This is a genomic window from Rhizobium sp. BT-226 (genome assembly GCF_025847085.2).
GTDB classification, from domain to species: Bacteria; Pseudomonadota; Alphaproteobacteria; order Rhizobiales; family Rhizobiaceae; genus Rhizobium; species Rhizobium sophorae.
Genome location: NZ_JAOYTI010000001.1, coordinates 1,634,905 through 1,646,752, shown reverse-complemented (window position 1 = coordinate 1,646,752; position 11,848 = coordinate 1,634,905). Strand labels below are relative to the sequence as shown.

Below are 11,848 nucleotides of genomic sequence, written 5' to 3'. Positions count from 1 at the left end.
TGATGTTTCAAAGCCGTCTTGTCTTTCCGGCATGAAAATCGGCAAAGGCCTTCTCGGCGAGATGATCGAGCTTGCCGCTTGCCGCGTCTGCTTCCATTTGCCTGTCCCAGCGTTCGGCTTGAAGGGCTTCAAACCACGCCGAAAAAGCTTCGAACTCGAATTTGTCGAGTTCGGTAACGATTTTTTCAATCTGTTCCAGCTTCGTCATGATCGGCTCCAAGGATATTGCAAAATAAGCGCTGCTCCTGAGTTTGCCAAGGATTCCGTCACCCAATCAGCGCGAACTTGTCGACATCAACCATGCCGCGGTCGGATATTTTCAAGTGCGGGATGACCGGTAGTGGCAAGAAAGCGAGCTGGAGGAAGGGTTCCTCCAGCGTGGCGCCGAGCGCGAAGGCAGCTTTACGCAACTGGTGGAGCGTATCGCGGACCGTCTCGTAGGGCTCGAGGCTCATCAATCCGGCGATGGGCAGGGCGATTTCGCCGGTGACCTTGCCGTCTTCGACGACGACGAAGCCGCCCTTGATCTCGCCAAGGCGGTTTGCGGCGCGCGCCATGTCGTCCTCGCTGACGCCGACCACGCAGATATTGTGGCTGTCATGGCCGACGGTCGAGGCGATCGCGCCCTTTTTCAGGCCAAAGCCCTGGACGAAGCCATTCGCATGGTTGCCGTTCTTGCCGTGGCGCTCTATGACGGCGACCTTGATGATATCATTCGCAAGATCGACCGTCGTCTGGTTGCCCCTGACGGGCAGGCGATAGCGGCGGTGCTCGGTGATGATCTTGCCCGGCATGACGCCGATGACGGGCGTCTCGCCTTCGGCGACCGGCACGCCGAAATGGGCGGCGTTGACGGGGCGGGCCTTGACGCTGTCGAGACCGATCGGGGCAACCGGTCTGCGCGAAGAAAAGAGCGCATCGGTGACGCGGCGGCCGGCCGAGAAGACCATGTCGGCACGGCAGTTCTCCAGACTGTCGAGAACCACCAGATCGGCGCGCCAGCCCGGCGCGACCAGGCCGCGGTCTGTGAGGCCGAAAGCGCGGGCGGCCGAAATCGAGGCGGCGCGATAGATTGCCAAGGGCTCCACGCCGTTTGCGATCGCCGTGCGGATCATGTGATCGAGATGGCCCTGTTCGGCGATATCGAGCGGATTGCGATCGTCGGTGCAGAGCGCCAGATAGGGCGACAGCCGCTCGGTGATAATGGGTATCAGCGCCGCGAGATCCTTGGAGACCGAACCCTCGCGCACGAGGATGTGCATGCCCTTACGGATCTTTTCCAAGGCTTCGCCGGCGGTCGTGCATTCGTGCTCGGTGCGGACGCCGGCTGAGAGGTAACCGTTGAGGTCGTTGCCTGAGAGCAGCGGCGCGTGACCGTCGATATGGCCGCCCTGGAAGGCGTCGAGCTTGGCCATGCAGACGGGATCCTTGTGGATCACGCCGGGGAAATTCATGAATTCGGCAAGCCCGATCACCTTCGGATGGTCGCGGAAGGGCAGGAGGCGCTCGATCGGCAGAGCTGCACCGGAGGTTTCGAGATGCGTCGCCGGAACACAGGAAGAGAGCTGGACGCGGATGTCCATGATCGTCTCCAGCGCCGATGCGAGAAAGAATTCGATACCCTCGGTGCCGAGCACATTGGCGATCTCGTGCGGATCGCAGATGGCGGTGGTGACGCCATAGGGCAGAACGCAGCGGTCGAATTCATGCGGTGTCACCAGCGAGGATTCGATGTGCAAATGCGTGTCGATGAAGCCGGGGACGACTATTCTGCCCGATATGTCGATCTCAGTCTCGCCCTCATAGGTGCCTGAAGTCCCGACGATGCGGTCGCTGCCGATAGCGATGTCGGAGCGGACGACTTCGCCGGTGACGAGATCGAAAAATCGGCCGCCCTTCAAGACGATGTCGGCCGGCACGCGGCCGACGCCCTGGTCGATGAGACGTTCGAGCTTGGCGGTCATGGTCTGGCACCTCTTCACTGATTTTTGCTGCTGCTTGATAAGCGCGGAAAAACTCTTTGGTTATATTTCCGGCCGCTTCCGACTTGACCGTGGCAATGCTAGTGAAGCCAGAATACAGATGCTAATTCCCAACTCAAGGTCATGATATGAAAGCAATTATTTCGGCCGCCTGTGCGGCTGTTCTTTTGTTGAGCGGTTGTGAAACGACGAATTCCGCGCAAAATTCGGTTACCTTCAAGACTGATAAATACGGAAAGGTCAGTAGCGTTACCCTCGCAAAGCCGTCTGGAAGCGAAGCTATGGATGCGAGTCTCAAGCGTGGCGTCCTTGCCCGTTTCCATACAATCGTTCCAAGACCTCTGCCCAACAGAACCTATATCCAGCCGCTTGTTCTCGTTACACCAACCACGCTGGAGGATTACATGCATGGTGATCCGAACAAGACAAACTGACGCCCCAAATACAAATCGGACGCCGCAAGGCGCCCGATCCTGTTCCACGAGATCCGTGAATCACTCCGCAGCGACGATCTTGCCGCCTTCCCACTTGTAGAGCGAGAAGCTCTGCGAGGTCAGGTCGCCGGTTTCGCCGTAGGTGAGTTTACCGATGGCGGTCGGGATCTCCATGCCGCCCTTCAGCGCTGCCGCGACGGCTTCCGCATCCTCGGCGCTGCCGGCCTTTTCGATGCCTGCTTTCAGAACTTCGACGGCGGCATAGGCGTTGAGCGTAAAGGCCTCGGCCGGGATGTTCTTGGCGGTGAGCGCATCGGCTGCGGCCTTGGAATCAGGGCTCTTGGTGGCGTCCGAAGCGTTGGTGAAGACGGTGCCTCCTGCCGCATCCGTGCCGATTGCCCAGAATTCGGTGTTGGAGAGTCCGTCGCCGCCGATGATCGTCACGTTGGCGGCGAGGTCATGCAGCTGGCGGGCGAGCAGGCCGCCTTCCGGATGGTAGCCGCCGAAATAGACCACGTCGACCTTCTCGGACTTGATGCGGGTGGTGAGCGCGCTGAAATCCTTGTCACCAGGCGTGATCGCGTCATTGACGACTTCGGTGATGCCGCCGGCGTTCAGCGTTGCCTTGAAGGCGTCGGCGAGGCCTTTGCCATAGGCGCCCTTGTCATTGACGATGGCGACGCGCTTGTCCTTGAAATTCTTCAGCACATATTTGGCGGCGACTTCGGCCTGCTGGTCGTCGCGGCCGCAGGTGCGCAGCACGTTGGTCAGACCTCGCTTGGTCAGGTCGGGGGCCGTCGCAGTCGGGGTGACCATCAGCACGCCGTTTTCAGCAAGCACGTCCGAAACGGGAATGGCGACGCCCGATGTCACCGGGCCTACGACGAAGCGGATGCCGTCGCCGACGACCTTGTTGGCGGCGGAAACGCCCTGTTTCGGTTCGCCGGCATCATCGGCCAGTTCGAGGACGACCTTCTCGCCGAGAATTCCGCCCTTCTTGTTGATTTCGTCGACGGCTGTCTGAGCGCCGTTCTTCACCTGGTCGCCATAGGCGGCGACGGGGCCGGTCAGCGGCGCGATCAGGCCGATGGTGATATCGGCATGGGCAAGCGGCGCAAAGGCGAGCGACGCGACGAGGGTCGCCGTCAATGTCTTGAGGGTCATTGTCTGTCTCCTTGGATGGGGTCATTCGACCCGCGATGAGGTGCCGCGCCGGCTTTTCCGGATCGTTCAACGGCCCCCAGGCCGTGCCAAGGACGATCGATATCGGCGCGATCGATGCGCCCTCCGGCCATATTTGGCTCGAATGGGGGCAACGGCAAGATTTCTAGGAATTTTGGTGAGATTCCGCAAGTTGATTACAAAATGAAACGAAAATCGAGCCGATCCGGCACGAAATAATCCAAAGTCGTCGATCGTGGCGCCGTCTGCAGATCTCCGGGGGTACTGTCCCCGCATCTGCGCGATGCCGGCGAACCTGCCAAATTTCGCGAAACTCTTCGCCTTTCTGAATAGTCGAATTCGGTTCGAGATTAACACTTGATTCTACCAATTAGAGTAGAATCATTGTTCGTGCATATATTGCTGCGATGCAAAAGAACGGTCGATAATAAACAGAGAGATATTTCAGGAACAGAAATCTGGATGCTCAAGCGTATCGAAGCCAGACAGGTGCGCAACGGAATGTTTGTGGAGGCGATCGAGGGTGCATGGCAGGACCCTCTTCTGTCCAAACGAAGATTTCTGCTACGCCGTGAAGTCGATGCCCTGAAGCTTCGCAAGAGCGGCATTGAAGGTGTTATCATCAACACCAGCAGAGGCCTCGACATCGACGGTTTGCCAGGCGGCAATATCGAGATCGACACCAAGGCAGCACGCGAGACCATCCAGAAATCCGTGCAGATCCTGGAAAGCGTTTTCGGCCGGCTCCAGCATGGCGATGGGATCAGCTTCGATCAGGTGGCGCCGGTGATTTCCTCGGTCTCCAAATCGGTGGATGACAATCCCACTGTCTTTCTGAGCGTTACGCGACTGAAATCCAAGGACGAAGTGACGTTTCTGCATTCCCTTTCGGTGAGTGCGCTGATGATCCTTTTCGGCCGTCATCTCGGCCTTGACGAGACGACCGTGCAGATACTCGGCACTGCAGGATTGCTGCACGACGTCGGCAAGCTCGAAATTCCACTCGAGATACTCAACAAGGAAGGGCGCCTGGACGAGGACGAGATCAAGATGATCCGCGATCATCCGGAAAAGGGGCACGCAATTCTCTCACGCCAGGAAGGGATGCCGGAGATCGTTCTCGACGTCTGCCTCAACCATCACGAGCGTATCGACGGCAAGGGCTATCCCCGCAGGCTTTCCGAAGCGCAGGTCAGCTTCCATGCGCGTCTTGCTGCGATTTGCGACGTCTATGACGCCATGACCTCCGTGCGGCCGTACAAGGCGCCATGGAGTGCGAGCCAAGCACTGAAATGGATGCTCGGCAACGAAGGGCAATTCGATCGCCGGCTCTTGAAGAAATTCGCCCTCTGCCTTTCCGTCGCCGCCGTGACCTGAAGCCTATCGGTCTTCCCAACAAAAGGGCCTGCGTGGATTTACAGCGCCGCGCGTCTATCAGACGCGCAAAGGTCGCTGTAACACTTTGAATGGCTGCAAAATTTTATCCTTAAATCGAATCCGATTTAGGGAATTATGCAGGAGGCCCGCCGCAGGTCGTGATGCCGGAAGTCTTCAGAGCTTTCTCAAACGTTGTTCTGCAGGATGGTCCGCAGCTTGCCGAAGAGCTCGTCGATATGGTGCTTCTCGATGATCAGCGGCGGGGAGAGTGCGATGATATCGCCGGTGGTGCGGATCAGCAGGCCGCTTTCATAGGCTTTCAGGAAAGCGGTGAAGGCGCGCTTGGTGGGCTCGCCGGCGATCGGGTCGAGTTCGATCGCGCCAATCAGGCCGGTGTTCCTGATGTCGATGACATTGGGGCAATCCTTCAGCGAATGCAGCGCGTCGGCCCAGTATTCGGAAAGCTCGGCGGCGCGGCTCAGCAGGCCCTCTTCCTTGTAGGTGTCGAGCGTGGCGAGTGCTGCGGCGGAAGCGATCGGGTTGCCGGAATAGGTGTAGCCGTGGAAGAACTCGATCATGTGCTCCGGGCCGTTCATGAAGGCATCATGAATCTCGGAGGTGACGAAGACGGCCCCCATCGGAATGACGCCGTTGGTCAGTCCCTTGGCGGCGGTGATCATGTCGGGCTTGACGTCGTAATACTGCGCGGCAAACGGGGCGCCGAGGCGGCCGAAGCCGGTGATGACCTCGTCGAAGATCAGAAGGATGCCGTGTTTGGTGCAGATCTCGCGCAGCTTCTGCAGATAGCCCTTCGGTGGGATCAGGACGCCGGTGGAGCCCGCCACCGGCTCGACGATGACGGCGGCGACGGTGGAGGCGTCATGCAGGGTGACGATGCGCTCGAGTTCGGTAGCGATGTCGCCGCCATGCTCGGGCTCGCCGCGGGTGAAGTTGTTCTTGCCGGGCTGGTGGGTGTGCGGCATGTGATCGACGCCGGTCAGAAGCGTGCCGAACATCTTGCGGTTGGTGACGATGCCGCCGACGGAGATGCCGCCGAAATTGACGCCGTGATAGCCGCGCTCCCGGCCGATCAGGCGGAAGCGTGATCCATTGCCCTTCACACGGTGATAGGCGAGCGCCACCTTGAGCGCGGTCTCGACGGATTCGGAGCCGGAGTTGGTGTAGAGAACGTGGTTCAGGCCTTCTGGGGCGATGTCGACCAGGCGGTTCGCCAGTTCGAAGGCCTTGGGGTGGCCGAGCTGGAAGGCCGGCGCGTAATCGAGTTCGCCGGCCTGCTCGCGGATCGCCTCGGTGATCTTCGGGCGGCAGTGGCCGGCATTGACGCACCAGAGGCCAGCCGTGCCGTCCAGCACCTGACGGCCGTCATGGGTCGTATAATACATGTCCTTGGCGCCGACGAACAAACGCGGCTCCTTCTTGAACTGGCGATTTGCCGTAAACGGCATCCAGAAGGCGCGAAGATCGTTCGGTGCATTGAGGCGATTGGACATGCTGTTCTCCTGGGCGCCGACGGCCCTTTCCCGGGGCTTCACGCCCATATTTTTACTGCCCGGTCAAATTATCAGGGCTTCCCAAGGCGTCAACGGGAAAAGTCCCGAAAGGCCTCCTGAGGGGGAGAGCAAGCTGCTTGGCTCGCTCACGGGGCGACCGCTTCGGCGCGGTCATGCTGCAATTCCTTCCGGCGAAGGGAGCAGAGAGACTATGCCATTCCAAAAACACCACCGGCAAATCGCAAATTTGCCGGTCGTGCCATAAGGTTCACGTGCTGAAATATCGTTGCCAAGCCTCCGGGAACATTCCCTTGCAGCACGGCATCGGCCGACATTCATGTCAGCGCTATCATTAAGCGGCGGATCTGTTCCGGTTCTGCACGAGGTAAATGTCTTCGAGCGTTGCCAGGATCTTCATGACCGGCTCGGAGGTGCTCGAATAATAGATGGTTTGTGCGTCCCGACGGGTCTTAACCAGCTTTTGGGCGCGCAGCTTCGACAGGTGCTGAGAAAGAGCCGACTGGCTGAGCCCGACCTGCGTCGCAAGCACGCCGACGGCCACTTCGCCCTTCACGAGGCTGCACAGGATCAGCAATCTTTTCGGGTTGGCCATGGCCGACAATAAAGCTGCCGCCACATTCGTGTGATCGGCCAAATCAGAGGTTTCCATATGTTATCTTCCTAATGCGAAACGTACGTCAAGCGGGTTGACGCACAGCGCCAGCCGGGATTTTGACTGACACCAAAAGCTATCAACTAGGCTCGAAGATTGTATATACCTAAATTTAAGGTATCGAGTATGCTACTTTAGACATGTTTGAACAAATGTGATCGGCATCCACAGCGAGGGTTTCGAACTCGTATCGCAGAAGGAAGTCGCCGGAAATCATCTCGAAACCTGAGGAATCGATACCACAAATGCGCCAAGGACCCGACTCTGGCGCCTTTAGCCTGATAGCGAGGGCGTCGGCGATATCGGGATGGCGTTCTACTAAATCTCGCACTGCTTCTGTTGCCCCGGCGGCAATCTCCTCATTCGCGGCCGACTGGATTATGAGATCGTTCCCATCGAGCTGGTAGGCGCGGCCGAATCCGCCATTGAGGCTGGCCTGCTCGGGCTTGAGACGGAAGAACAGGAAATCAGGAAAGTCGATATAAAGCGCCGCCTTGCTGTGGCGATCGAGAAAACGCGTGCGGATACGCTCATGGATTGCATTGCCACGCTCGACGGGTTCTGCCAGGCATTGGGTCGTCAAACGGGGATAGGCGAGGGGGTCGCCCTTGCCGGGTTCACCGGTCAGGAGCGAAGCGCGCGGGTCCTTGGCGAGCGCTTTGGTGTGGGCCGACAGCTTCGAAACCAGGATCACGGGCGTTCCGTCGATGTCGGTAGCGACCAGCGCGCGGCTGGCAAAGGGAAAGCCGGTCTCGGGGTCGAGAACGGCGATCGCAGCATAGCGGGCGGAGCGCAGCAACACGCGGGCGAGCTTGCGGGCTTCGTCGTCGGTTTCGCGTAAAGGGGAGGGCTGATCTTTCATATCCGCTTTGTGGCAAAGCGCGTGGAAAACATCAAGCGTCCTGCTTGCGGCGATGACGGGTGAGGCCGGCGACGATATCCTGGGCCGAGATGGTGCCGACGATCGCACCATTCTCAACGATGCCGATACTGCCCGGCTGGCGGGCAAGGGCATCGAGGACATCGACAAGCGGGGTCGCGGCGCGTGCCGTGGCGCTGACGCTCATGCCGGCGGCAGTCTGGCCGAGGCCGGGCTGCATCACGTCGGCCGCCGTCAGCATATTGATCGGATTAAGGTTCTGCACGAAATCCGCGACATACTGGTCGGCAGGGTTCTTGACGATGTCATGCGGCGTTCCGCACTGGATGATACGGCCGCCCTCCATGATGGCGATGCGATTGCCGATGCGGAAGGCCTCGTCGAGATCGTGGCTAACGAAGAGGATGGTCTTCTTCAGCCGCCGCTGGAACTCCAGGAGTTCGTCCTGCAGGCGAGTACGGATCAAAGGGTCGAGGGCCGAAAAAGGCTCGTCCATCAGCAGGATCGGGGCGCCGGTGGCAAAGGCGCGGGCAAGCCCGACGCGCTGCTGCATGCCGCCTGAGAGTTCGTTGACCTTGCGGTCCGCCCATTTCGTCAGGTTGACGAGTTCAAGCTGCTCGCCGACGCGGAGCTTGCGTTCGGCCTCCGGCATGCCCGCGAGCTCGAGGCCGAAGCCGACATTGTCGGCGACGGTGCGCCAGGGTAGGAGGGCGAACTGCTGGAACACCATGGAGACGGTGTGGGTGCGCAGCTCGCGCAAGGCTTTGGCGTTGCATCTGTAGGGATTGACCGAGCCGGTGGCTGCCGAGACCGCGACATCCCCGCGTACAACGGGCGCGAGCCCATTGACGGCGCGCAGCAACGTCGATTTGCCGGAGCCGGACAGCCCCATCAACACCAGGATCTCGCCTTCCTCGATCGTCAGCGAAGCATCGGCGACGCCTAGCACCAGCCCGGTCGCGGCGCCGATTTCGTCGCGCGTTTTGCCCTGGTCGACCATGGCAAGTGCTGTTTCCGGCCGGTCGCCGAAGATGATGCTGACATTGTTAAAGCTTACCGCGGTCATGCAGCGCCTCCTTCACCCGCCGTGCGGAACATCCGGTCGAGAATGATTGCCAGGATGACGATGCAGAAACCCGCCTCGAAACCCTTGGCGATATTGACGGTGTTCAGCGCACGGACGACGGGCACGCCAAGCCCGGGAGCGCCGACAAGGGCGGCGATGACGACCATCGACAGCGACAGCATGATGGTCTGGGTAAGACCCGCCATGATCTGCGGCGTGGCGAAGGGAAGCTCGATCTTGCGCAGCACCTGTAACGGCGTCGCGCCGAAAGCGACGGCGGCTTCGACGAGGGACGGCGGCGTCGAGATGATGCCGAGGCGCGTCAGCCGGATCGGTGCGGGGATTGCGAAGATGACGGTCGCGATCAGGCCCGGCACCATGCCGAGGCCGAACAGGATGAGCGCCGGGATCAGATAGACGAATGTCGGTATGGTCTGCATGAGATCGAGCACCGGGCGCATGGCAGCATAGACCCAAGGGCGGCGGGCGGCGGCAATGCCGAGCGGAATGCCGATCACCATACAGACGAAGGTGGCGGCGAGCACGAGGGCGAGCGTCTCCGTGGTTTCCTTCCAGTAGTCCTGGTTCACGATCAGCAGCAGCCCGAGACAGGTGAAGACGGCGACCGCGATCGACCGGCGCAGCCAAAAGGCGATGGCGGTGATGGCAGCGATGACGATCAGCGGATGAGGCTTCTGCAGCACGAAGAGCAGGCCGTCTATGGCGCTCGACAGCAGGAAGGCGATCTGGTTGAAGAACCATTCGCCGTTCGATGTCAGCCAATCCACGAAGGACTTGGCCCAGGGGCCAACGGGAATCTTAAATTCGGTGATCCAATTCAAGGGGGCGCCTATCCAGAAAAACAACAATCGGACAAAAATGAAACGGGGCGGCGAGCCGCCCCGTTCATATCATCAGAGGCCGAGGCCGGTCTTGGCGGCCGCCAGGGCTTCGCCGCTGCCGTCGCGGGTCTTGACGCCCGCAAGCCAGGGCTCGAGCGCTGCGGGGTTCGCCTTCAGCCATTCGGAAGCCGCAGCTTCCGGCTCCTTGCCGTCGTTGAGGATCTTGCCCATGATCTGGTTCTCCATGTCGAGGGAGAAACTCAAGTTCTTCAACATCATGCCGACATTCGGGCATTCGTCGAGATAACCGGCACGCACGTTGGTGAAGACCTTGGCGCCGCCGAAGTCCGGGCCGAAGACCTTGTCGCCGCCTGTGAGGTAGGTCAGCTTGAAGTTGGTGTTCATCGGATGGGGTTCCCAGCCGAGGAAAACAACGGGCTTGCCTGATTTGTCGGCGCGGGCGACCTGGGCGAGCATGCCCTGTTCGGAGGATTCGACGACTTCCATATCCTTCAGGCCGAACTCGTTCTTCTCGATCATGTCCATGACGAGGCGGTTGCCGTCATTGCCGGGCTCGATGCCGTAGATCTTGCCGTCGAGATCCTCCTTGTGAGCGGCGATATCCTTGAAGTCCTTGATGCCGAGTTCCGCACCCTTGGCGTTGGTTGCGAGCGTGTACTTGGCGCCGACGAGGTTCGGGCCGAAGGATTCGACCGACTTGTCGTCGAGATAGGGACGGATGTCCTTCTCCTGCGTCTCCATCCAGTTGCCGAGGAAGACATCGATGTCCTTGTTCTTCAGCGAGGTATAGGTGACCGGGACCGAGAGAACCTTGACATCGGTCTGATAGCCGATGCTCTTCAGGACGACGGATGCGGTGGCGGTGGTGGCGGTGATATCCGTCCAGCCGACGTCCGAGAAACGAACGGTGGAGCAGCTGTCGGGATCGGCAGCGAAGGCGGCGGTCGCAACGGAGAGGGCGGCGACGGCAGTTGCGGTAACGAGTTTGAACGTGCTTGTTGTTTTCATTTTAGACTCCCAGTCTTTAGGTTCCCAAGCCAACCATCAATAGTCGAGTTTGACAAGCGACCTCCGTGCGTTTGCGCCGTATCGCCCCATGCGATTGCGACGTCCGCGGATTTTTTCGCAATGCTTTGTTTTAGGGGCTTTCAGCGGTTTTCGAGCCGGATTCCTGTGATTATCGCTCCCTCAGGGCTTTTCTTTGCCATTCCGAGCTTTCAATAAACCGATCAAGGAGAAATCGGATGGCAAAACTCTATTTCAACTACTCGACGATGAACGCCGGCAAGTCGACGATGCTGCTGCAGGCCTCCTACAATTACCAGGAGCGCGGCATGCGCACGGTGCAGCTGATCGCCGCCTTCGACGAGCGCGCGGGCCGCGGCGTCATCGGCTCGCGGATCGGCTTGGAGGCGAGCGCCATTCCCTTCGAGCCGCATGAGGATCTGTTCCGGTTGGTCGCGACGCTGAGCGGCGAAGGGGCGCCGATTTCCTGCATCTTCGTCGACGAGGCGCATTTCATGACGCCTGTCCATGTCTGGCAGCTGGCTCGCGTCGTCGACAGGCTCGGCATCCCTGTGATGGTCTACGGGCTAAGAACCGATTTCCAGGGCAAGCTGTTTCCGGCCTCGCAGGAACTGCTGGCGATCGCCGACGAAATGCGCGAGGTGCGCACGATCTGCCATTGCGGACGCAAGGCGACGATGGTTGTGCGGCTCGACGCGAAAGGAGAAGTGTTGCACGAAGGCGCGCAGATCGATGTCGGCGGCAACGAGAAATATGTCTCGCTCTGCCGCAGGCATTGGGACGACGCGATGAACGGTGCCTGGATCGCCGAGCCGGTCTGAAGCCGGCGACGCTGCCTGTTTTCTTTGGCGCCG

The 11,848-nt window shown here is 60.0% G+C and carries 12 protein-coding genes; 3 read left to right on the top strand and 9 right to left on the bottom strand.

Annotation, left to right across the window (positions count from 1 at the left end):
* Nucleotides 1–7 precede the first annotated feature (7 nt).
* Nucleotides 8–208, bottom strand: coding sequence for a hypothetical protein (locus OIU37_RS08400; protein ID WP_129419662.1), 201 nt, complete (start codon nt 206–208; stop codon nt 8–10).
* A 58-nt stretch (nt 209–266) separates the two neighbouring features.
* Entirely contained in the window at nt 267–1,964 is a 1,698-nt protein-coding gene (gene ade / locus OIU37_RS08395; protein WP_264257114.1) for an adenine deaminase, read from the bottom strand.
* A 146-nt stretch (nt 1,965–2,110) separates the two neighbouring features.
* Between ade and OIU37_RS08390 the strand changes: the two genes are divergently transcribed.
* Entirely contained in the window at nt 2,111–2,416 is a 306-nt protein-coding gene (locus OIU37_RS08390; protein WP_264257113.1) for a TonB C-terminal domain-containing protein, read from the top strand.
* Between the two features lie 60 nt (nt 2,417–2,476).
* Here OIU37_RS08390 and OIU37_RS08385 read toward each other — a convergent pair whose 3' ends face one another.
* Nucleotides 2,477–3,580: a branched-chain amino acid ABC transporter substrate-binding protein gene (locus OIU37_RS08385; protein WP_264257112.1), complete on the bottom strand. Its 1,104-nt coding sequence runs from the start codon at nt 3,578–3,580 to the stop codon at nt 2,477–2,479.
* A gap of 480 nt (nt 3,581–4,060) precedes the next feature.
* Between OIU37_RS08385 and OIU37_RS08380 the strand changes: the two genes are divergently transcribed.
* Nucleotides 4,061–4,975 carry an HD-GYP domain-containing protein gene (locus tag OIU37_RS08380; protein ID WP_264257111.1) on the top strand — a complete coding sequence of 305 codons (915 nt, stop codon included), beginning with the start codon at nt 4,061–4,063 and terminating at the stop codon, nt 4,973–4,975.
* Nucleotides 4,976–5,160: 185 nt separating this feature from the next.
* Here OIU37_RS08380 and OIU37_RS08375 read toward each other — a convergent pair whose 3' ends face one another.
* From OIU37_RS08375 to OIU37_RS08350, 6 genes are all read right to left on the bottom strand, one after another.
* Nucleotides 5,161–6,486, bottom strand: coding sequence for an aspartate aminotransferase family protein (locus tag OIU37_RS08375; RefSeq protein ID WP_264257110.1), 1,326 nt, complete (start codon nt 6,484–6,486; stop codon nt 5,161–5,163).
* A gap of 352 nt (nt 6,487–6,838) precedes the next feature.
* On the bottom strand, nt 6,839–7,156 hold the full coding sequence (locus OIU37_RS08370; protein ID WP_003561417.1) for a helix-turn-helix transcriptional regulator: 318 nt from the start codon (nt 7,154–7,156) through the stop codon (nt 6,839–6,841).
* 115 nt (nt 7,157–7,271) lie between these two features.
* Nucleotides 7,272–8,021 carry a HugZ family protein gene (locus tag OIU37_RS08365; protein WP_171604243.1) on the bottom strand — a complete coding sequence of 250 codons (750 nt, stop codon included), beginning with the start codon at nt 8,019–8,021 and terminating at the stop codon, nt 7,272–7,274.
* 31 nt (nt 8,022–8,052) lie between these two features.
* Entirely contained in the window at nt 8,053–9,105 is a 1,053-nt protein-coding gene (choV, locus tag OIU37_RS08360; protein WP_264257109.1) for a choline ABC transporter ATP-binding protein, read from the bottom strand.
* The gene (gene choW / locus OIU37_RS08355; RefSeq protein WP_138330351.1) at nt 9,102–9,947 is read right to left on the bottom strand and encodes a choline ABC transporter permease subunit; all 846 of its coding nucleotides are present in this window, start codon (nt 9,945–9,947) and stop codon (nt 9,102–9,104) included. The genes choV and choW overlap by 4 nt, the downstream gene beginning before the upstream one ends.
* Nucleotides 9,948–10,019: 72 nt before the next feature.
* Nucleotides 10,020–10,976: a choline ABC transporter substrate-binding protein gene (locus OIU37_RS08350; protein WP_264257108.1), complete on the bottom strand. Its 957-nt coding sequence runs from the start codon at nt 10,974–10,976 to the stop codon at nt 10,020–10,022.
* Nucleotides 10,977–11,212: 236 nt separating this feature from the next.
* Here OIU37_RS08350 and OIU37_RS08345 point away from each other — a divergent pair, with 236 nt between their 5' ends.
* Entirely contained in the window at nt 11,213–11,815 is a 603-nt protein-coding gene (locus tag OIU37_RS08345; protein WP_168314156.1) for a thymidine kinase, read from the top strand.
* Nucleotides 11,816–11,848 lie beyond the last annotated feature (33 nt).

Coding starts and splice junctions, on each gene's coding strand:
- OIU37_RS08380 (WP_264257111.1), top strand. CDS start 4,061: ATGCTCAAGCGTATCGAAGCCAGACAGGTGCGCAACGGAATGTTTGTG.
- OIU37_RS08345 (WP_168314156.1), top strand. CDS start 11,213: ATGGCAAAACTCTATTTCAACTACTCGACGATGAACGCCGGCAAGTCG.
- OIU37_RS08390 (WP_264257113.1), top strand. CDS start 2,111: ATGAAAGCAATTATTTCGGCCGCCTGTGCGGCTGTTCTTTTGTTGAGC.
- OIU37_RS08370 (WP_003561417.1), bottom strand. CDS start 7,156: ATGGAAACCTCTGATTTGGCCGATCACACGAATGTGGCGGCAGCTTTA.
- OIU37_RS08385 (WP_264257112.1), bottom strand. CDS start 3,580: ATGACCCTCAAGACATTGACGGCGACCCTCGTCGCGTCGCTCGCCTTT.
- OIU37_RS08400 (WP_129419662.1), bottom strand. CDS start 208: ATGACGAAGCTGGAACAGATTGAAAAAATCGTTACCGAACTCGACAAA.
- OIU37_RS08350 (WP_264257108.1), bottom strand. CDS start 10,976: ATGAAAACAACAAGCACGTTCAAACTCGTTACCGCAACTGCCGTCGCC.
- OIU37_RS08375 (WP_264257110.1), bottom strand. CDS start 6,486: ATGTCCAATCGCCTCAATGCACCGAACGATCTTCGCGCCTTCTGGATG.
- ade (WP_264257114.1), bottom strand. CDS start 1,964: ATGACCGCCAAGCTCGAACGTCTCATCGACCAGGGCGTCGGCCGCGTG.
- OIU37_RS08365 (WP_171604243.1), bottom strand. CDS start 8,021: ATGAAAGATCAGCCCTCCCCTTTACGCGAAACCGACGACGAAGCCCGC.
- choV (WP_264257109.1), bottom strand. CDS start 9,105: ATGACCGCGGTAAGCTTTAACAATGTCAGCATCATCTTCGGCGACCGG.